This window comes from Rhodococcus ruber NBRC 15591, from assembly GCF_001894945.1.
Lineage (GTDB): Bacteria > Actinomycetota > Actinomycetes > Mycobacteriales > Mycobacteriaceae > Rhodococcus > Rhodococcus ruber.
In genome coordinates, this window is the sequence record NZ_BCXE01000022.1 from 1 (window position 1) to 19,125 (window position 19,125).

At 69.1% G+C, this 19,125-nt stretch carries 20 protein-coding genes; 9 read left to right on the forward strand and 11 right to left on the reverse strand.

Annotated features, from left to right (window positions below; all coding sequences use genetic code 11):
• Positions 1-4: 4 nt before the first annotated feature.
• On the reverse strand, positions 5-1,384 hold the full coding sequence (locus RR3_RS14595; RefSeq protein ID WP_040269667.1) for an MBL fold metallo-hydrolase: 1,380 nt from the start codon (positions 1,382-1,384) through the stop codon (positions 5-7).
• A gap of 128 nt (positions 1,385-1,512) precedes the next feature.
• Between RR3_RS14595 and RR3_RS14600 the strand changes: the two genes are divergently transcribed.
• Positions 1,513-1,815: a metal-sensitive transcriptional regulator gene (locus tag RR3_RS14600; protein ID WP_003939454.1), complete on the forward strand. Its 303-nt coding sequence runs from the start codon at positions 1,513-1,515 to the stop codon at positions 1,813-1,815.
• 220 nt (positions 1,816-2,035) lie between these two features.
• Here the strand turns inward: RR3_RS14600 and RR3_RS14605 are convergent, their stop codons facing one another.
• Entirely contained in the window at positions 2,036-2,668 is a 633-nt protein-coding gene (locus tag RR3_RS14605; RefSeq protein WP_010596018.1) for a class I SAM-dependent methyltransferase, read from the reverse strand.
• The gene (locus RR3_RS14610) at positions 2,668-3,042 is read right to left on the reverse strand and encodes a glutaredoxin domain-containing protein (RefSeq protein ID WP_010596017.1); all 375 of its coding nucleotides are present in this window, start codon (positions 3,040-3,042) and stop codon (positions 2,668-2,670) included. The genes RR3_RS14605 and RR3_RS14610 overlap by 1 nt, the downstream gene beginning before the upstream one ends.
• A gap of 191 nt (positions 3,043-3,233) precedes the next feature.
• Here RR3_RS14610 and RR3_RS14615 point away from each other — a divergent pair, with 191 nt between their 5' ends.
• From RR3_RS14615 to RR3_RS14630, 4 genes are all read left to right on the forward strand, one after another.
• A complete protein-coding gene (locus tag RR3_RS14615) occupies positions 3,234-4,142 on the forward strand; it encodes a slipin family protein (protein ID WP_017681534.1) in 909 nt (302 codons plus the stop codon).
• Positions 4,139-4,897 (forward strand): SDR family oxidoreductase, encoded by a 759-nt coding sequence (locus RR3_RS14620; RefSeq protein WP_017681535.1) that lies wholly within the window; start codon positions 4,139-4,141, stop codon positions 4,895-4,897. Before RR3_RS14615 ends, RR3_RS14620 begins: the two co-directional genes overlap by 4 nt.
• 59 nt (positions 4,898-4,956) lie before the next feature.
• On the forward strand, positions 4,957-5,778 hold the full coding sequence (locus RR3_RS14625) for a class II glutamine amidotransferase (protein WP_064066214.1): 822 nt from the start codon (positions 4,957-4,959) through the stop codon (positions 5,776-5,778).
• 121 nt (positions 5,779-5,899) lie between these two features.
• Positions 5,900-7,558 (forward strand): MFS transporter, encoded by a 1,659-nt coding sequence (locus RR3_RS14630; RefSeq protein WP_064066197.1) that lies wholly within the window; start codon positions 5,900-5,902, stop codon positions 7,556-7,558.
• On the opposite strand, the gene RR3_RS14635 is transcribed toward RR3_RS14630, so the two are convergent.
• The 7 genes from RR3_RS14635 to RR3_RS14665 all read right to left on the reverse strand — a co-directional run bounded on the left by RR3_RS14635 (position 7,522) and on the right by RR3_RS14665 (position 13,249).
• The gene (locus tag RR3_RS14635) at positions 7,522-8,880 is read right to left on the reverse strand and encodes a diacylglycerol/lipid kinase family protein (protein WP_064066198.1); all 1,359 of its coding nucleotides are present in this window, start codon (positions 8,878-8,880) and stop codon (positions 7,522-7,524) included. The genes RR3_RS14630 and RR3_RS14635 overlap by 37 nt on opposite strands.
• Positions 8,877-10,382 carry a hypothetical protein gene (locus tag RR3_RS14640; RefSeq protein ID WP_017681539.1) on the reverse strand — a complete coding sequence of 502 codons (1,506 nt, stop codon included), beginning with the start codon at positions 10,380-10,382 and terminating at the stop codon, positions 8,877-8,879. Before RR3_RS14640 ends, RR3_RS14635 begins: the two co-directional genes overlap by 4 nt.
• Before the next feature lie 138 nt (positions 10,383-10,520).
• The gene (locus RR3_RS14645; protein WP_017681540.1) at positions 10,521-10,982 is read right to left on the reverse strand and encodes a DUF7144 family membrane protein; all 462 of its coding nucleotides are present in this window, start codon (positions 10,980-10,982) and stop codon (positions 10,521-10,523) included.
• 72 nt (positions 10,983-11,054) lie between these two features.
• A complete protein-coding gene (locus RR3_RS14650) occupies positions 11,055-11,282 on the reverse strand; it encodes a hypothetical protein (protein ID WP_026137963.1) in 228 nt (75 codons plus the stop codon).
• Between the two features lie 130 nt (positions 11,283-11,412).
• Entirely contained in the window at positions 11,413-12,030 is a 618-nt protein-coding gene (locus RR3_RS14655) for an Rv1733c family protein (RefSeq protein WP_017681542.1), read from the reverse strand.
• An 86-nt stretch (positions 12,031-12,116) separates the two neighbouring features.
• Complete coding sequence (locus RR3_RS14660; protein ID WP_017681543.1) at positions 12,117-12,404, reverse strand: hypothetical protein; 288 nt, start codon at positions 12,402-12,404, stop codon at positions 12,117-12,119.
• A gap of 20 nt (positions 12,405-12,424) precedes the next feature.
• Complete coding sequence (locus RR3_RS14665) at positions 12,425-13,249, reverse strand: class II glutamine amidotransferase (RefSeq protein ID WP_017681544.1); 825 nt, start codon at positions 13,247-13,249, stop codon at positions 12,425-12,427.
• 254 nt (positions 13,250-13,503) lie between these two features.
• Here RR3_RS14665 and RR3_RS14670 point away from each other — a divergent pair, with 254 nt between their 5' ends.
• Positions 13,504-13,917, forward strand: coding sequence for an SHOCT domain-containing protein (locus tag RR3_RS14670; RefSeq protein WP_017681545.1), 414 nt, complete (start codon positions 13,504-13,506; stop codon positions 13,915-13,917).
• 206 nt (positions 13,918-14,123) lie between these two features.
• On the opposite strand, the gene RR3_RS14675 is transcribed toward RR3_RS14670, so the two are convergent.
• Entirely contained in the window at positions 14,124-16,478 is a 2,355-nt protein-coding gene (locus RR3_RS14675; protein WP_064066199.1) for an arylsulfatase, read from the reverse strand.
• A gap of 201 nt (positions 16,479-16,679) precedes the next feature.
• Between RR3_RS14675 and RR3_RS14680 the strand changes: the two genes are divergently transcribed.
• From RR3_RS14680 to RR3_RS14690, 3 genes are all read left to right on the forward strand, one after another.
• Positions 16,680-17,156, forward strand: coding sequence for a hypothetical protein (locus tag RR3_RS14680; protein ID WP_064066200.1), 477 nt, complete (start codon positions 16,680-16,682; stop codon positions 17,154-17,156).
• Positions 17,153-18,472, forward strand: coding sequence for a cation:proton antiporter (locus tag RR3_RS14685; RefSeq protein ID WP_064066201.1), 1,320 nt, complete (start codon positions 17,153-17,155; stop codon positions 18,470-18,472). Before RR3_RS14680 ends, RR3_RS14685 begins: the two co-directional genes overlap by 4 nt.
• Before the next feature lie 174 nt (positions 18,473-18,646).
• Complete coding sequence (locus RR3_RS14690; protein ID WP_017681549.1) at positions 18,647-19,114, forward strand: DUF6325 family protein; 468 nt, start codon at positions 18,647-18,649, stop codon at positions 19,112-19,114.
• The last annotated feature ends 11 nt before the right edge of the window (positions 19,115-19,125 follow it).

Genomic DNA, 19,125 nt, shown 5'->3' on the forward strand with positions numbered 1-19,125 from the left:
CCGGTCAGGCGGGGACGTGGGCCTCGGCCCAGGCGTTGTACCCGCCGAGCAGGTCCGACACGTTCTCGAAGCCCTGCGCCCGCAGCAGCGACGCGGCCACACTCGACCGCCACCCGCCGGCACAGTGCACCACGATCGGCTTGCCGGTGGGCACCTGCTCGAGCCGCGCCCGCAGCTGCGCCAACGGAATCGGCACCGCCCCCGGAATCGTCCCGAACTCCCGCTCCCCCGGATTGCGGATGTCGACCAACGCCACCGCCTCCGCGGCGAGCATCTCGTCGAGCTCGGCGACGGTGGTGCGCGGCGCGCTCTGCACCAGCTCCGCCAGCTCCGCCGGGAACACCCCGTCGTGATCGACCGTCAGATACCCCAGCGCGTTGTCCGACCCGATCCGGGCCAGCCGCACCGCCGCGTCCTGCTCCTCGCCCGGATAGGTGATCAACACGATCGGCTCCCCCACCTCGGCGACCATGCCGCCGGTCTCGGCGAACCGCCCGTCGAACCCGACGTTGACCGACCCGCGCAGATGCCCCGCCGCGAACTCGTCCACGCTGCGCGCATCGAGCACCCGGGTCCCGGCGGCCAGCTCCGCGCGCACCCGCTCCGGGCTCAGCGCCGGGATGGCCCGGCCCTGATCGAGCAGCGGATGCAGGCTCTTGTTCAACCCGGCATCGACCGAGAAGTACGACGGCGCCGCGGGCTGGCCCTCGGTGACCAGCGCGACGAACGCCTCCTCGCTCATCGGCTGCACCGACGGGTTGCTCACCCGCTGCTCCCCGATCGTCGAGGTCAGCTCCGCCGACAGGTTCTTCCCGCACGACGAGCCGGCGCCGTGCGCGGGCATCACGGTGACCTGATCGGGCAGGGTCAGCAGCTTCTCGTGCACCGTGTGGTACATCGCCCGGGCCAGGTCCTCGGTCGACGAATCCCCCAGGTTCACCAGGTCCGGCCGGCCCACGTCCCCGATGAACAGCGAATCCCCGGTCAGCACCGCCGTCGGCGTCGCCCCCGGATGCTCGCGCACCAGCACCGAGATCGACTCCCAGGTGTGCCCCGGGGTGGACAGGATCTCGAGGTCCACCTCCCCGAGCGAGAGGTGCTCGCCGTCGCGCAGCCGGCGGATCGGGTAGTCCGCCTCGGCGGCCTCGCCGAACCCGATCCACGCCCCGGTCGCCTCGAGCAGCTCGAGGTGCCCGGAGACGAAGTCGGCGTGGAAATGGGTGTTGATCACACCCTCGATGCTCAGCCCGTGCCTGCGGGCGTCGTCGAGGTACTCGGTGACGTCCCGGCGCGGATCGACCACGATCGCCCGGCCGGTGCCCTCGTCACCGATCAGGTACGACGCGTGCGACAGGCACTCGATGTAGTACTGCTCGAGAATCATCGTGGTTCCTCCGTATGAGTCGATTTCGTCCTCGATGTGGACAACCCTGCCACATACCCCCTAGGGTATGTCAAGTACCCCATGGGGTATCCAAGCGAACCCCGCTCCCCCCGACCGGAAGCACAACCATGAACACTCCTGCCGCCCCCGTCGCCCGGACCGCCGTCACCCCCGAAGCCGATACCCAGGTGCTGCATCGGCTGCGCCGCGCCCAGGGGCAGCTCGCGGGCGTCATCGCCATGCTCGAGTCCGGCCGCGAGTGCCGGGACGTGGTGACCCAGCTCGCCGCCGTCTCCCGGGCGCTCGACCGCGCCGGCTTCAAGATCGTTGCCGCACAGCTTCGTCGGTGCATGCTCGACGAGGAGGACGACACGTGCCCCGACCGGCTCACCGAGGAACAGCTCGAGCGCCTCTTCCTCGCACTGGCCTGAGGGCTACCGCCCGGTGACTCTGAGGGCTACCCGCCCGGTGACCCTGAGGGCTACCGCCCAGTGACCCTGAGGGCTACCGCCCAGTGACCCTGAGGGCTACCGCCCAGTGACCCTGAGGGCTACCGCCCAGTGACCCTGAGGGCTACCGCCCAGCGACTCTGAGGGCTACCCGCCCAGCGACTCTGGGAGCTCCCCCCGGGTGACGACGTTCGCGCCGCGATCAGCGCCGTCGGGCCCTGACCACGGTGTCGTGCACGGTGACGACGCGTCCGTCCGGGTCGGTGACCTCCCGCGCGACGGCGGCATCGGTGACGACGTCCCAGCCGTCGGGATCGAGCAGCGCCACGACGTCCGCCCCCGTGAAGAACAACTCGGGTCGCGGCGGACGCGGCACGGTGGTCTGCAGGTCGGAGGGGTGATGCCCGACGATCAGGAGGGTGCCGCCGGGGGCGACCGCCTCCCCCAGCCGACGGAAGAGGACGTCACGTTCCGGCGAGGGCAGGTGCATGTACTGCGCGGAGACCAGGTCGTATCGCCCTCGGCCCGGGTCCCAGGCGGTCAGGTTCTCGTGCAGCCACGAGATGCGGCCGGCGACCTCGGCGCCGGCCCGGTCCGCGTGCTCGGCGGCGCGTTGCAGGGCGACGCCGGAGACGTCCACACCGTCGACTCGCCAGCCGCGCTGCGCGAGCCAGATGGCGTCCGCGCCTTCGCCGCACCCGACGTCGAGGGCGAGTCCGGGCGAGAGGCCGGCCACCTCCCCCACGAGGTGACGATTGGGCTCACCGCTCCACAGCGCGGGACGGGAACGGTAGCGCTCGTCCCAGAGTTCTTCGTCCTGTAGATGTTCGGGCACTACGACTCCTTCGATCGTCGGGAGGGGGGCGCGGCCGGCCGGCCGCGGACCGTATCGGCGAGTCGGGACCACACCGTCCGCGGCCGAGGCCCGATCAGCTCGCCCACCCGGCCGGGGAGATGCCGCTCGATCGCCGATTCAACTTCTTGCACAGAGGGATTGACGAGCGCGACCGGTCCGACGAAGACCGTCGGCACGATCTCGTCGCCGCCGCTCACTGCCCGGATCCGCGCGGCGGCGGCCCGGTCCTGCCAGATGTCGGTCTCGACGACCTCGATGCCGCGCCTGTGCAGGCCCCGGCGCAGGCGCGAGCAGAACGGACACCCGGGCCGCCACAACACCTCGACTCCGTCGACGAAGTCGGGCAATGTCATCCGGTTTCTCCTTCCGCCTACGTCTCGTCCATATACCCAGAGGGGTATACGACCTCACTGTACCGGCCCGCCCGGCGCTGCGCCGCGCGGCCGGCGCCGTTCCCCGGCACGGTGACCTTCGGCCCTTTCCGGCGACGCCCGAGGGGTGGACCGTGGAACCACAGCCGCGAGGCGATGCGGAAGGAGAAGCCGTGGCCACGTGGGTCGTTCTGACCGGTGTGCTCCTGGTGGTGGCGCTGTTCGTCCTGTCGCAGGCAGTGCACGTGGTGACCCAGTACGAGAAGGGCGTGCTGTTCCGGTTCGGCCGGCTCATCGGCGTCAGGGAACCCGGACTGCATCTGATCATCCCTCTCGTCGACCGGTTGACGAAGGTGTCCCTGCGGATCGTGACGATGCCGATCCAGTCCCAAGGCATCATCACCCGCGACAACGTCAGTGTCGACATCTCTGCTGTGGCGTACTTTCGCGTCATCGACGCCGTGAAATCCGTCGTCGCGATCGAGAACGTGGCGGCGGCTATCGATCAGATCGCCCAGACCACGCTGCGCAGGGTCGTCGGCCGGCACACGCTCGACGAGGCACTGTCCGAAACGAATGTGATCAACGCGAACATCCGTGAGTTCCTCGACGTGTCCACTCTGGAATGGGGTGTCGAGGTGACGCTGGTGGAACTGAAGGACATCCAGTTGCCCGACAGTATGAAGCGGGCCATGGCGCGGCAGGCCGAGGCGGAACGGGAGAAGCGGGCCAAGATCATCGCCGCCGAGGGTGAGTCGATCGCCGCGACCGCCCTAGGGCAGGCGTCCGACACGATGATGGCCCACCCGCTCGCCCTGCAGTTGCGCAACCTGCAGACCTTGGTGGAACTGGGGGTGGAGAAGAACACCACCGTGGTGTTCCCGGCCCCGATGATGAGCGCCATCGCCGAACTGAAGGCATTCCTCGAACGCGAAACCACCGCTGTCACGGACACGGCCGCGCCGGGAGGCCTCGCGGGCCGCACACGACAGACGGAATCGCCGGGACCCGAGTTCACCGGAAACGGAACCCCGGCACCCACGGTATCGGCACACGAGAGGCACGAGGGGTTGGCGCCATGACGGAACTCGACGGCGGATCGGTCATTGTCACGGGCGGCAGTCGCGGCATCGGCGCCGCCGTCGCCACGATCCTCGCCCGCGAAGGCGCCGGCGTCGTCGTCGCCGACGTGCTCGACGACGAAGGCACCCGCCACGCCGCGACACTCGGCGACGGCTCGAAATTCGTGCACCTCGACGTGACCGACGAAGCGCAATGGTCGGAGGCGGTCGCCGTGGCCGAATCCATCGGCCCGCTGCGGGCGCTGATCAACAACGCCGGCATCCTGTCCGTCGGCACCATCGAGGACCAGACCCGAGCGGAGTTCGAACACGTGCTGCAGGTCAACCTCGTCGGAGCCTGGCTGGGAATGCACGTCGCCGGCCCGGCCCTGCGTCGCGGGCGCGCAGTCGTCGTCAACGTCTCCTCCACGGCGGGACTCATCGGCTACGCCGGCCTCGGCGCGTACGTGGCCGGCAAATGGGCCCTGCGTGGCCTGACGAAGACCGCCGCGCTCGAGTTCGCCCCCGACGGGGTCCGGGTGTGCTCGGTGCACCCCGGACCCATCGACACCCCCATGACGGCGGGGATGGACCGCGGCATCGCCGCCACTCAGCCGATCCCCCGTTTCGGCAGTCCCGAGGAGGTGGCCCGGATGGTGCGGTTCGTCGTCACCGAGGCCACCTACTCGACCGGCTCCGAATTCCTCGTCGACGGCGGCGCCACCACCGGCACGGTGCTGAACCTCGGGACGACGGATGTCCCTGCAGCGCAGTAGCTCGGGAAACGAGTGCACCGGCGTCGGTGGGGTGATTCAATGGCCGGGTGTGCAGATGGATGGCCTACTCGGGCGAGCCGATCCTCGTGGAGGACCTGCTGTTCAAGCCCGAGCATTCACTCATCGACCAGAGCCTGCACTCCCATCTCGGAGCCACCACGACCAACGGTGACGGATTCGGAATCGGCTGGTACGGAATAGGTTCCGAACCGGCCCTGTTCAAGGGCATCGATCCGGCGTGGAACAACCACAACCTGCGGGAGATCGCCGGGCAGATCCGCACCCCACTGCTGTTCGCACACGTGCGCGCCTCGACCGGCACGCAGGTGCAGCGCAGCAACTGCCACCCGTTCCGGCACGGGGAGTGGCTGTGGATGCACAACGGCGAGATCCTCGGCTTCCGGGAGATCAAACGCGAACTGATGATGGCCGTGGATCCGTCGCTGTATCCGGACGTCGCGGGTACCACGGACTCCGAGGCGCTGTTCTTCCTCGCCCTCACGTTCGGTCTCCGGGACGATCCGTTCACCGCGGTCGGCCGGGCAGTCGGGATGGTCGAGAAGGTCGCCCGCGACCGCGGGATCGACGACCCCGTCCAGATGACCGTGGCCACCACGGCCGGCGACACGATCTGGGTGTTCCGCTACTCGACCGAGGGCCGGACCCGGTCTCTGTTCTACTCCACCGAGGTCACCAAGCTCCGCGAGCTGCACCCCGAGGTGGAGATGTTCCATCGCCTGGGCATCGACACCCGGTTCGTCGTGTCCGAACCGCTCCGCGATCTGCCGGGCGCCTGGAACGAGATGCCCGAGTCCTCGGCCGCCGTGGTCGGCCCCGCCGGCAACGACATCCGGCCGTTCCGGCCGCTCGAACCGGTGTAGCCGAGATGGGGGACCTTGTGCCCTGTAGCCGCGCGAGGGCAGCATGCGAAGGTCGAACCTGCGTGAACCAGCCCTGTGTGAACCCAGCAATGCCGGAGGACGGCCCCGAGAGGTCCATGCCATGAGTCTCGAGAGTTCACAGAAGGGGCCGGCGACGGCCTCGGGTTCCGCGCTGGTGCTCGCGGTGCTGGCCTCGGGTCAGTTCCTGATGACCCTCGACAGCTCCGTGATGAACGTGTCGATGGCGACCGTGGCCGCGGACGTGAACACCACCATCACCGGCATCCAGACCGCCATCACCCTCTACACGCTGGTGATGGCCACCCTGATGATCACCGGCGGCAAGGTCGGCACCATTCTCGGCCGGCGCCGTGCGTTCGGGCTCGGCCTGATCATCTACGGTGCCGGCTCGTTCGTCACCGGCATCGCCCCGAATCTCACCGTCCTGCTCATCGGCTGGTCCCTGCTCGAGGGCATCGGCGCCGCCCTGATCATGCCCGCGATCGTCTCCCTGGTCGCGGCGAACTTCCCCGCCGAACGCCGTCCCGCCGCCTACGGACTGGTGGCCGCCGCGGGTGCCGCGGCAGTCGCGGTGGGGCCGCTGCTCGGCGGGGCGGTGACCACGTTCGCGTCCTGGCGCTACGTCTTCTTCGGCGAGGTCGTCCTCGTCGTCCTGATCCTGCTCACGCTGCGCCGCGTGGAAGACATTCCAGCGCAGCGGATCCGGCTCGACCTCGTCGGCTCGCTCCTGTCGGTCGTCGGCCTGGGAATGTTCGTCTACGGCGTGCTGCGCTCGAGCGAATGGGGCTGGATCCAGACCAAACCCGGCGGACCGGCAATCCTGGGACTGTCCCCCGTCATCTGGTTGCTCCTCGGCGGCCTGCTCGTGCTCTACCTGTTCCTGCGCCGGGAGACGTACCTGGCGAAGACGGGCGGCGAACCGCTGGTCGACCCCGCGCTGCTGAGGAACAGCCAGCTCTCCGGCGGGCTGGGCATGTTCTTCGCCCAGTTCCTCATCCAGGCCGGGGTGTTCTTCTCCGTCCCCCTGTTCCTGTCGGTGGTCCTCGAACTCAGTGCGCTCGAGACGGGTGTGCGGATCCTCCCGCTGTCGATCGCTCTGGTCCTGGCGGCCGTCGGCATCCCCAAGCTGCGACCCCAGGCGAATCCCCGGCTCGTCGTCCGGGTCGGCCTCGGCATCATGGCCGCCGGCATCCTCCTCCTCGTGGGCGGAATGGACCCCGGCGCCAACGCGGCGGTCGTGTCGATCCCGATGCTGCTGATGGGTCTCGGCCTGGGTGCGCTGGCCTCCCAGCTCGGTGCGGTCACGGTGTCCGCGGTGCCGGACTCGCAGAGCGCCGAGGTCGGCGGTCTGCAGAACACGGCGACCAATCTCGGCGCGTCCCTGGGAACCGCCCTGATCGGGTCGATCCTCATCGCCACCCTGACCACCTCCGTCATCGCCGGCATCGAGAACAACCCGGCAGTACCGGAATCGGTGCAGCAGCAGGCCACCACGGACATGGCTGCCGGGGTGCCGTTCCTGTCCGACACCCAGCTCGAGGATGCCCTGGCCGACGCCGGGGTGGACGAGACCACCGCGGATGCGATCGTCGAGGTCAACTCGGACGCGCGCCTCGAGGCGCTGCAGGTGGCCTTCGCCGTCACGGCCCTGCTCGCCGTCGCCGCCCTGTTCGGCACCGGCTCCCTGCCGCGCGTGCCGGTGGGCACCCGGCCCGAGGAAGGTCAGCGCAGGCCCGACGAGACCGGCGACGAGCGCTGAGGCCGGAAGGCCAGGTCCCGGAGCCGCGCCCAGTCCCAGGTCGGTGCCGAGACCAGGGCTCCCGGACGGTGCCGGGGCACCCGCACGCGGAGCACCTGCGGCTCGACCGTGCATCGCACGGGCGTGGGCAGCGTCAACGCTTCCCCGTCCACCCCGACCGGTATCTCCGGGGCGTCCGCGTCGACGACCACCTCGGTGGCCGCGCGCTGCACCAGACCCCGGCTGCGCGCGCGGCGCAGCAGGTCGACCGCCTGCCCGGCGCCGGCCACCGAGATCGCCACCACTCCGAGCACGCCGCGGTCCAGACGGGGCCGGCGTCCCAGCCCCGCGAGGTCGTCGGTCGCGTACGGGTCGTTGCTCACCAGGACGGCCTGCGCGCCCTCCACCGTCGTGTCACCGTCGATGCGGGCCCGCAGCCGGGTCGCGCTGTCCCGGGCGAGCAGGTCGGGCATCATCCGCAGCGCCGTCCCGGTCTTGTCGTCCCGGTATTCCGGGCTCTGCACCACGTCGGCGTAGACGCCGAACGAGGCGTTGTTGACGAACACCCGTCCGCCGATCCTGCCGAGATCGACGCGCAGTTCCACCCCGTCCCGCAGCGCGTCCAGGCCCGCGGCCGGGTCCTCCCGGTCCAGGCCCAGATCCAGCGCGAAGTGGTTCCGCGTGCCGGCGCTGATCACCAGGAACGGCAGTCCGTGCTCGGCCGCGATCGCCGCCACCAGGGCCTGGGTGCCGTCGCCTCCGGCGACACCGAGCAGGTCGGCGCCCCGCTCCACCGCCTGCCGGGCCAGGGCCTCGACGTCGACGGGACCCGGCCCGGCGAGCAGTGCCACCTCGGCACCGAGTTCCTCGGCCTTGCGTTGCAGATCGAACTTCACGACCTTGCCGCCCCCCGAGCGGGGGTTCATCACCAGGAACGGGCGGTGGACCGGCGGAGCGGGGTACTCGGGCATCCCCTGTTCCGAGCCCCGTCGCAGGGCCGCCCGCGCGCACAGCAGCGCGAGCAGCACCAGGGCAACCGACACCAGCGCGACCCACAGCACGCCCTCCCGCACGAACAGCACGGGCAGGGCGAGAGGTGCGATCACAGCCAGGCCCAGTGACAGCGCACGCGCCAGCCCCCGGGTCGCGAGGAACCAGTACAGGGCCGCGACCGTCACCGCTGCCACCGCCACGCTCACCACCAGGAGTGCAACAGCGCCGCGCAGGCCCGCGACGACCACCGGCACGACGGCAGCGCAGAGGACGGCGACGAATGCCGCCCGCGCCCACCAGCGGCGCGAAGCCGGTACCTGGTCGCCGGGAGCGGCGTCCACCGGGTTCACGACCCGGTCTTCGAGCCCGGCAGCTTCTCCGTCGGCTGCTCGCCCGCCGGCTGTTCGCCCGTCGGAGATGCGCCCGTCGGAGATGCGCCCGTCGGAGGTGCCGACGTCACGTCCCCCGCCGGCTCTTCCCAGGCCCGGGCCGGCCGGATCAGTACCTCGAGGGCGAGCAGAGCCAGCAGGGCACCGAGAACGACCCACACGACCACGAGACCGGTCGGATAGCGCCAGAACATCAACATCAGCGCGGCGATGCCGATGACGGCCAGTCGCAACGCGGTCCGGGCCCGGTACGCGCCGGCTTCCACCTGGTTCGGCGGCCGCGTCCTGCGGGCCCGCTGCAGCGCGTCCATGCCTCGCCCGAAGCCGCGGCGGACGGCAGCCGCGGAGGCCGATCCACCGGTCAGGTACGCCCCGACCGCGATCACGAGACCCAGGACCGCCACCGCCCGCAGCGCGTTCCGCAGCGGCACCAGCACGGTGTCGACGATCGCCGTTGCGGCGTCCGGGGACAGCACGTCCGGAGGAATGTCGTCGAGGTAGAGCGACCGAACGACGATGAGCGCAATGGCGAGGATCAGCATCCCCACGACCAGCGCCGCGCCGACGAATGCCAGAGCACGACGCCGACGGCCGGGTGGGGCCACGGCCACCGCGGCCACGGCGGCGGCGATCGTGAGCCACGGCAGCACATCCGACGCCGTGTCCAGTGCGCCGACCGCGCGTTGCGCCCGGACCAGCTCCGGCGACTGGAACAGCACGAACTGCTTGTCGATGTCCGGGATCTTCTCGGCGAAGGTGAATCCCCGCTCCAGCAGCCGGGCCTGGACGTTGTCGATGACCGTGCCGAGGGAGATGCTGACCGTGCCGCTGTCGTCCACCGTCACCGACGACGGGCCCCCTTCTCCGGTGACCACGGCCACCAGTCCGGTGTGCGCGGCGCGGTTGGCCTGGATCCACAGATCCTCGAACTGGTCGGTCTGCACCAGCGACAGCACCGTCTCGTACACGAAGTTGCGCGCCTGACCGGCGATCACCGGCGCCAATCCCTCGACCGCCCGGTCCACCCGGGGCGCGTCCGCGGTCGCCGGAACCGCATCGGTCAGGGCCGTCAGCGCGTCGGCGGTCAGCCCTTCGACGTCCACGCGCGCGAAGATCTCGTCGGTGACCGTGCCCGCGATCTCGGTCTGGATCGCGGGATCGGAACCCAGGGGTGCGACGGTGGCGACGTACCGATCCGTGTCGAGGACTTCGCTGCGTACGAACCGCGCCGTCACCGACGTGATCGCCAGCAGTGCGACCAGCACGGTCAGAATCGCCACCGCGGTCCAGCGCAGCGCGTGCCGCGGCGGACGCGAGACGGGCGGGGGCGGCGGGGCCTCGGGCGCGGCCTCCGTCCGTGCCCGCAGCGCGGTCACCTCGGCCCGCAACCGCTCCAGTTCGGCCCGCTCGGCGGGGTCGAGGGGGGCGGTGCCCGTGCCGCTGCGCGTCAGGTTGCTGTCCATCGTCTTCTCTTTCCACTCGAGAGGCACGGCGGCACAGACTGAACGTGCCCCGGGGGCCCGAGACGATCCCGGCCCCGTCACATCACGCTGGCCGACCGCCGGCCCGGTCGATCCCCCCGGGCGGGCCGCCGGTCGAACCTAGTAGTCCAGCCGCGGATTCCAGGTCGATACCGCCCAGATGACCACCACGTCGAGCGCGATGACCAGAATCGACCACCACGGGTAGTACGGCAACCACATGAAGTTGAGCAGGATCGACAGGGCGGCAATGACGATCGCCGCGACTCGTGCCCAGGTGGCACCGGTGATGAGCGCGATGCCCACCAGGATCATGACGGCACCCGCGACGATGTGGATCCAACCCCAAGTGGTGAAATCGAACTTGAAGGTGTATTCCTGTCCCACCACGAACAGTTCGTCCTCCGCCACTGCCGCGATGCCTTGCAGCAGTTGCAGGATGCCCACGGTGGTGAGGACGACGGCGGCACCGATCGACGTACCGGCTGCGATCCCCTGCTTGACGTTCCCCTCGCCGGCACCGACCCGGCCCGCGCTGCTGTGGCTGACACTGCCCTGATCGACACGCACATTCTCGGACACGACCGATCCCCTTTCCTGAGATGCGGCTCGGTGAATCTGTGGCGAAACAACCTGTCGGACAACTTCACTCACTCAGTCGACGGGAGAACCGCGGATCCGGGACACCGATCGGGTCTGCGCCCAGGACTCGGGCTTCAGGTCGTCGACCTGCACGTCCGGGCCATAGAATTCGTGAACCAGGCCGAGGACACGGGCGAGTACCTCCGTGTCCGTGAGATCGTCACGAAGCACCACATGCAGTTGCGCCGGAGTGTCGCCGGATTCCGTCGACACCACCAATCGGCAGGCCCAGTCGCTCATGTCGATCTCCCGGCAGGGCATCGGGACCTCGCGGCAGGGCATGGGTTCGGGCAACCGGATCGCGCACGCCGGTCCGGGCCGAACAGCATCCCGGTATGCACTTGCGTCCGTTCTGCAGAGGCAGGGTCGGTCAGCCCAGCGTCCATCCCGGGCTCCTTCCGACATCGTTCCATTCACGATCCAGGGCCGACACCCGTCGCCGCACGCCGACGCGATGAACTCCGTAGACGAGCAGCAGGGCGAGGCCGGAGCCGACCCCCCACACCGTGAGCGCGGCACTGATGCCGGCCACGACGCCGTCCGAGCCCGTCCTGGGCGCGGCGACGGGATCACCGGTCGAGTCGATCCAGATGTCGATCGTCTCGCCCGGCTCCGCGCCGTACGGCGTCTCCACCCTCCCCGTGCGCGTTTCACCGGTCGTCGTCGTCCACCGCGCGGTCGCACGGTCCGGGTCGGCCGGGCCCCGGGTCGCGGTGTCCGTCATCGCACCGGCACCCGTCGGGGCGGGTTCCTCGAGGAGAATCGCTGTCACCTCACGTCGTTCCAGGTGTTCCTGCAACGCCAGCTGGCCGACCCGGGCATAGGTCGCCGTCCCGTACGCGGCGGCGAGCGGCACCAGCGCGAGCACGAACATCACGACGATCAGAACGAGTGCGGATTCGAATCGCTCGGATCGTCGCATCAGCGGGTTGCCGCTCCACGGAGCGCGGCGCCACAACCGGAGGACCAGGGGCTGCTCTGCGTTCATCTCGAAACTCCTGCAGTTACTTGACTACAGTGTTCCGCCGACGACGGTGCGTGGCGTAGGGCACAAGGTCACCGCTCCTCCGCAGATCAGGAGCGAGGGTGGCCCGGCCGACCGTCCGGGGCCGACGGACCCGGGGGCTCGGTGCCCGCGGCGTACTCCTGCATCGGCACGGCGTGGGCCGACCACGCCTTCATCACCGGATCGACGATCCGCCAGGCTTCCTCGGCCTCGTCGCCCCGGATGAACAACGTCGGGTCGTTGTGGAGCATCCCGGGGAGCAGGTTGGCGTAGGGAGTCCGGCCCGACGCCGGCTCCCACAATTCGAGTTCGGTTCCGTTCGTCGCCCCGGATGTATCGCGGTCCCGTCGGGGCACGCCGACGGAACTCGTTGCGCTCACCGGGCCGGTTCGAGCGGCCGGAACGGCCGGATCTCGTCCTCGCCGGGCCGGACCACGCCCGCGGAGGACTCCGGCATCTCGTTCCATGCGCCCGGTAGATCGCGTAGGGGTTCGGACACGATGAAGCGGGTCTCGGCGCCGAGCTGATGCAGCACCTCGACCTCCGGATGCAGTTCGAGGAGTTTGGCGAGCTTGGTGGAGTAGAACAGCGACCGGCTCTTACCCTCGCTGGAATAGCGGAACACCCACATCGACTCGCCGTCCGTGGTCGCCACCGTCATCTGTACGGGGTGCTCGATCCCATGGGTGCGCGCGGCCTGCTCCACGTATCCGACGGCCCGGGCGACGGCAGTGAACGGGTCCTCGGTGAGGCCGAACGTCAGCGCGAGGTAGAACAGCATCTCGGAATCGGTCGAGCCCTCGATGTCGGGATACAGTGCCGGATCCACGGCCAGCACCAGCTCGCGCTTGATCTCCCGGAACCCGTTGACGACGCCGTTGTGCATCCACAGCCACCGCCCGTGCCGGAAGGGGTGGCAGTTGCTGCGCTGGACACCCGTCCCCGTGGAGGCACGCACGTGTGCGAACAGCAGCGGCGTCTCCACCTGGGCGGCGAGTTCGCGAAGGTTCCGGTCGTTCCAGGCCGGGTCGATGCTCTTGAACACCGCCGGCTCCGGCCCTTTCCCGTACCACCCGATGCCGAAACCGTCACCGTTGGTGGTGGTGGCGCCGAGACGCGAATGCAGGCTCTGGTCGATCAGCGAATGCACCGGACGGAACAGCAGATCCTCGGCCAGGACCGGATCGCCGGAATACGCCATCCATCTGCACATCTCCCCATTGGACCACCGCTGAGACGTCGAACGCGTTGCGGAACGGCCACAGTTCGGTCCTCGTTCGTATCGGATCCGCAGTCACCGAGCGCAGTGAGGACAGCTGCGCGTCGGAGCCCGCGGGGTTTCGGGGTCTTTATCCCCTGGGGAGGCGCTGGATGCGGTGTCATTCTCGATGTGAGGCGCCCGATATCGCGAGGGTTCGGTCCCATCGCCGGGTCCGCTCACAGGAGGTTCACATCATGGATTCGTTCTGGGATTACGTGTGGTACACGATCATCGTGTTCGCCTTCGTGGCGTATCTGATCGTGCTGTTCCAGATCTTGGTCGACCTGTTCCGCGATCACACCGTGTCCGGTTTCGCCAAGACCCTCTGGGTGATCGGACTGGTCGTCCTCCCGTACCTGACCGCGTTCGTCTACCTGATCGCCCGGGGTCGCGGCATGGCGGAGCGGTCGATGCGTGCCCAGCAGGAGACCAAGCAGGCCACCGACGAGTACATCCGGCAGGTGGCCGGCAAGTCCCCGGCCGAGCAGATCGCCGATGCGAAGGCGCTGTACGACTCGGGCGCGATCACCCAGGCGGAGTTCGAGCAGCTCAAGGCCTCGGCTCTGGGACAGACATCCGCGGGACAGACCGGAATGCAGGTCCGGTAGGGCCGACCTGCACGGCCTTTCCGAGGACCGGCTCGCAGCGAGCCGGTCCTCGGAATGCTCGAAGCATGCCGGCGGCGGCTGGCCGGACATCGAAGACGTCGACGGGATTCCCGGCCGAACCTGGACGGTCGGGTGGAGTTCCGCCCGAGGAGGCATCTGCCCCATCGGGTTTCGCTGCATTGTGCGCCGACCCCGAGCGGCGCCGGTCAATCGATCGAGAACCAGGCCCGCACCTGCGCCTCGTGGTCGACATAGCGTTCGCCGGAAACGTCGACGACGACCTTGTCGATCGCGCCCCCGGTGAACGGGAACGGGGACACGTAGTCCGGGGTGACCGGAGAGGCACTGTCACGCCCGACGCAGATGCCGTCACCGACAAGGCAGAACACCCCCGGCTGGGTGACGATCTCGCCGGTGGCCACCTGTCGATCGTCGACGTAGAGAGTCAGGGTGCCGGCGAAGCCCGGCATCGCCGGGTCGGAGTTCTTCCCGGAGACGGCGAATTCGGCGGTGCACACGTGCGCGCCGGGGGTGATGTCCCGATCGGCGACGACTGTCTGCAGGTGCGTGCCGACCCAGTTGAAGGCGTAACGCAGACGGCGGTCCTTGACGTAGAGGCTGTGGCCGCCGGCCAGGCCGCCGTGGGCGTAGAGGACCCCCTCGGCATCGGCCGAGTCCAGGTGGACTCCGGCGACGATCGCGTAGGACCGTCCGGTGATCGCGACGCCGGCCGCCTCGGGGACGTCCGCACAGTCGGGGTAGTAGACGTAGCGGTCTCGCGCCTTTCCCGGGCGGGGGCGTTCGGCGAGCACCTGTTCGAGGGCGCTGCGGTCGTCCAGCGGTAGCCCGTGGTAGCGGCCGGCGTAGTAGAACCACAGACTCTTCAGGGTTTCCAGCCGCTCGGGCTCGGCGTCGGCGAGGTCGTGCAGTTGCGCCCGATCCTCCGCGAGGTGGTACAGCTCCCACACATCGGTGTCGAATCGGCCCCACCCGGACAGCGGTGGATGCACGGAACAGACGAGCCACCCGTCGTGATACAGCGAACGCTGCCCCAGCATCGTGTAGAACTGCACGGCCTTGCCCGGTGCCGTGGGATCGGTCAGTGAGACCGCGAAACTCTCTCCCTCGAGCGGACTCTGGGTGTACCCCTTCAGAACCTCGGGCGGGGTGATGCCGAGCAGCTCGTAGATCGTCGGGACGACGTCGACGGCGTGGACGTATTGGCCCCGGGGCTCGGGCGCGGGTGGGATCTTCGCCGGCCACGAGACCACACACATGTCGGCGACGCCGCCCTCGTAACCGGCCCAGCGCTTCCAGTACGGAAAGGGGGTGTCGAAGGCCCATGCCCAGCCGGTGTTGTAGTGGTTGTACGACGTCGGACCGCCGAGCTCGTCGATGTGGGGAAGGTTCCCCTCGGTCGTGTCGGGGATCCCGTTGAAGAACCGCCACTCGTTGAACGATCCGTTCGGCCCGCCCTCACCGCTGGCCCCGTTGTCGGAAACCACGACGATGATCGTGTTGTCGAGTTCACCGGACTCCTCGAGCAGATCGATCACGCGGCCGAGCTGGTCGTCCGTGTAGGAGATGTAGCCGGCGAAGACCTCGGCCATGCGAACGAACAGGCGCTGCTCGTCGGCGGTGAGCGAATCCCAGGGCCGGACGGTGTCGAGCAGCGGCCACGGCTGCCCGTCGGGGCCGGTGGTGGCCGGCTCCCCGTGCGGATTGATCGGGGAAAGCTCGGTGTCCTCGGGCAGCAGCCCGAGGTTTTTCTGCCGCTGCAATATCTCGGCGCGGATGGCCTCGTAGCCCTGGTCGAACTTTCCCTTGTACCGGTCGGCCCATTCGGTGAAGACGTGGTGCGGCGCGTGCCCGGCCTGCGGGGCCAGGTACATGAAGAACGGCTTGTCCGGATCGACGACCTTGGCGTCGCGGATGAATTCTATTGCCTTGTCCGCCAGATCTTTCGACAGGTGGTAGCCGTCCTCCGGGGTGCCGGGGGCGTCGACCGGATGGTTGTCGTACACCAGGTCGGGGTACCAGCTGCTCGACTCGCCGCCGAGGAAGCCGTAGAAGCGCTCGAAGCCACGGCCCAGCGGCCACCGGGACTTGACCGCCGACATGTTCATCTCGTCGCCGGGGGTCAGGTGCCACTTGCCGACACAGTAGGTGTTCCACCCTCGTTCACCCAGCACCTCGGAGACGAACCCGTTCTCGAACGGTATGTGGGTGGAGATGCCCGGGAACCCGGAGCTGAACTCGGCGATGGTGGCCATGCCGTTGGTCGTCGCGTTGCGCCCGGTCAGCAGCGAGGCGCGGGTCGGGGAGCACAGCGCGGTGGTGTGGAAGTTCGAGTACTTCACACCCCGCTCCGCGATCCGGCGCATCGTGGGAGTTTCGATCGGGCCCCCGAAGATGTCCATGCTGCCGTATCCGACGTCGTCCCACGCGATGATCAGGACGTTCGGGGCGCCGTCCGGTGCCCGCACGGGCAGGTACGGGGCCCAGTCCGGGACGGAGTCGCGTATGTCGACTGCGATTTTTCCGCGGTGAGTCGGTCCCATGACGACACCCCTCGTTTCGGGCGGACCTGCCGGTCTCGGTGTCCTGAGCGTACCGACCGGCCCATCCGGCAGATGCCGGATCGTCCGTATTCGTCGAAGCTCTGCCCGGCACAGTCCGGAATCGTCAGAATGGAATCGCGCTGCTCCTCCCGGGCGAGCGACCCGAGACAGCGACAGCGGCGCTTCGAGAAGGGCCCGACCATGATTTGGCTCGTTCTGGCGTTCCTCGGGATTCCCCTGTGGCTGTGCGCGGCCGCACTCGTCGTTCTGCTGCGCGGACGCAGCCGGATCAAGCACCTTCCCGAAGCGTTCTCCTGCAAGTCCCGGTCAGTCTCGGGTGAACTCCCGGGACTGAAACCGGACTTCGCTCGGATCACCGGCGTCGGCCACTGGATCCACACGGTACTGGTGCTGCACGGCGGGAACCCGTTCCTCAGCCGCACGAGCCTGCTCGGGATCCAGGCCGTGGAGAGTGGACCGTCCGACCTCGCTCCCGGAACCAACGGGATCGACGACCCGGTCGCGGTCCGTTTCCGGCACGACTCCGGCGCGACCCTGGAGATGGTGGGCGCCCGCCGAGACCTTGCGACGCTGCTCGGGCCGTTCGCCCAGCAACGGTTGCCGACCGACACCTCCACGAACCACCTGTCCCCGCCGTCCGGCACCACACCGCCATGACCTGGGCGCTCCCTGCCATCGCCGGAATCCTGCTCGTCTTCGCCGCGATTTCCGGACGCGTCGCGGGTACACCGATCACCGCCCCGATCGTCTTCACCGCCGGCGGTCTGCTCGTCGGCGGGGAGGCCGCCGGACTGATCGATGTCGACGCGGCGAGCGAGACGGTGAAACTGCTCGCCGAGGTAACGCTTGCGCTCGTGCTGTTCTCCGACGCCTCGCGCGTCGATCTCTCCGCCCTGCGGACCGAAATCTCGCTTCCCGCCAGGTTGCTCGGCCTGGGTCTGCCCTTGACCATCGCGGCCGGGTTCGCCGCCGCGCTGGTCGTCCTCGGTGATCTGGCCTGGCCGGAGGCGCTCCTGCTCGCGGTGATTCTCGCACCGACCGACGCGGCCCTCGGTCAGGCGGTGGTGACCCTACCGATCCTGCCGTCACGGGTACGACAGGGCCTGAATGTCGAAAGCGGACTCAACGACGGCATCTGCGTGCCGCTGTTCCTGATCGTGCTGGCCGTCGCACGTGCGGAATCCGGTGCGATTGGCGACGGCGCCGCGGTCCGATTGGTCGCCGAGCAGATCGGATTCGGCATCGTCGCCGGCGTCGGCGCCGGCGCGATCGCCGGCACCGTCCTGGTCGTGGTCGGCCGCCGCTACCCGCTCGACCACCTCTGGAGGCAGATCGTCCCGGTGGCCGCCGCGGCACTCGCCTACACCGTCGCGGTCCCGCTGGGTGGCTCGGGCTTCATCGCGGCGTTCGTCGGCGGGCTGACCTTCGGCGCACTCGAGCGGCGGAGTGAGGGCGAGGTCTCTCACCTGATCGACGAGACCGGCGACCTGTTCAACGCTGTGACCTTCATCGTCTTCGGCGCCGTGCTGCTCGGACCGGCCCTCGGGCGACTGTCGTGGACGATGGCGGTCTACGCCGTGCTCAGCCTGACCGTCGTCCGGATGGTGCCCGTCGCGCTCGCCCTGATCGGCCTCCACGCCCGCGGACCGACCGTCGCCTTCGTCGGCTGGTTCGGCCCGCGCGGGCTCGCGACGATCGTCTTCGCCATTCTGATCCTCGAGGAGCCCGGCGAACTCCCACACGAGGATCTCCTGCTCACGACCGCCATCGTGACGATCGCGGTATCGGTGCTTGCCCACGGGGTCACTGCCGCTCCCCTCGCGGTCCGCTACGCGCACTGGTTCGAACGGCATCCCCGTCGGCTGTCCCCGCCCCTGGAAGGCGAAAGGACAGCCGGACATGCAGATGCGGCGCACCCTCACAGACCCGGTGGCCTGGACGATTCGACCGCCGACTCTTCCGGCAACGACTAAGCTCGACGACACCGAGGGCACACGCTGTCGTCGAGCGATCACCAACTCGCCCCTCCCCACCCGAGAGGCCCTGGCGATGTCTCCCGAACCGGGCGTCGGCATGTCATCCCGCGGGGTAGTCGACCGGTACCCCGGTACGCCCAGTCGATCGATCAGCGAGGGGTAAGAAGCGAAATGACCGAAGACACAAGCAGGTCCACCGAGAACATCGACGAACTCGGTCCGGTCGACTGGATCGTGGTGGAGTTCCCCGGCAGCAGGTTCAGGGGCGAGATCGCACCCGCGCTCGACGACCTCGTCGAGCGGGGGATCGTGCGGGTCCTGGATCTGCTGCTGTTGAAGAAGGAAACCGACGGATCGCTGGAAGCGTTCGAGCTCTCCGACCTGGACGAAGCCGAGATCGGCGCGTTGCGCTCCTACGAGGCCGAGCTCGCAATGCTGCTCAGCGAGGAGGACGTCGAAGCGGTTGCCGCGGCCGTCGAGCCCGGCAGCACCGCGGCCCTGCTGGTGTGGGAGAACCTGTGGGCCGCGCCGTTCGCATCGGCGATACGCCGCGCCGGCGGGCAGCTGGTGGCCAGCGGCCGCATTCCCGTGCAGGCCCTGTTGGCCGCACTCGAAGCAGATGAACAAGAAGGAGATTGACATGCCCCTCG

Bases quoted from the DNA above. Each gene is read 5' to 3' on its own strand.
- RR3_RS14675 (WP_064066199.1), bottom strand. From the start codon at position 16,478: ATGGGACCGACTCACCGCGGAAAAATCGCAGTCGACATACGCGACTCC.
- RR3_RS14625 (WP_064066214.1), top strand. From the start codon at position 4,957: ATGGCCTACTCGGGCGAGCCGATCCTCGTGGAGGACCTGCTGTTCAAG.
- RR3_RS14670 (WP_017681545.1), top strand. From the start codon at position 13,504: ATGGATTCGTTCTGGGATTACGTGTGGTACACGATCATCGTGTTCGCC.
- RR3_RS14630 (WP_064066197.1), top strand. From the start codon at position 5,900: ATGAGTCTCGAGAGTTCACAGAAGGGGCCGGCGACGGCCTCGGGTTCC.
- RR3_RS14650 (WP_026137963.1), bottom strand. From the start codon at position 11,282: ATGAGCGACTGGGCCTGCCGATTGGTGGTGTCGACGGAATCCGGCGAC.
- RR3_RS14640 (WP_017681539.1), bottom strand. From the start codon at position 10,382: ATGGACAGCAACCTGACGCGCAGCGGCACGGGCACCGCCCCCCTCGAC.
- RR3_RS14595 (WP_040269667.1), bottom strand. From the start codon at position 1,384: ATGATTCTCGAGCAGTACTACATCGAGTGCCTGTCGCACGCGTCGTAC.
- RR3_RS14680 (WP_064066200.1), top strand. From the start codon at position 16,680: ATGATTTGGCTCGTTCTGGCGTTCCTCGGGATTCCCCTGTGGCTGTGC.
- RR3_RS14620 (WP_017681535.1), top strand. From the start codon at position 4,139: ATGACGGAACTCGACGGCGGATCGGTCATTGTCACGGGCGGCAGTCGC.
- RR3_RS14600 (WP_003939454.1), top strand. From the start codon at position 1,513: ATGAACACTCCTGCCGCCCCCGTCGCCCGGACCGCCGTCACCCCCGAA.
- RR3_RS14665 (WP_017681544.1), bottom strand. From the start codon at position 13,249: ATGGCGTATTCCGGCGATCCGGTCCTGGCCGAGGATCTGCTGTTCCGT.
- RR3_RS14690 (WP_017681549.1), top strand. From the start codon at position 18,647: ATGACCGAAGACACAAGCAGGTCCACCGAGAACATCGACGAACTCGGT.
- RR3_RS14685 (WP_064066201.1), top strand. From the start codon at position 17,153: ATGACCTGGGCGCTCCCTGCCATCGCCGGAATCCTGCTCGTCTTCGCC.
- RR3_RS14655 (WP_017681542.1), bottom strand. From the start codon at position 12,030: ATGAACGCAGAGCAGCCCCTGGTCCTCCGGTTGTGGCGCCGCGCTCCG.
- RR3_RS14610 (WP_010596017.1), bottom strand. From the start codon at position 3,042: ATGACATTGCCCGACTTCGTCGACGGAGTCGAGGTGTTGTGGCGGCCC.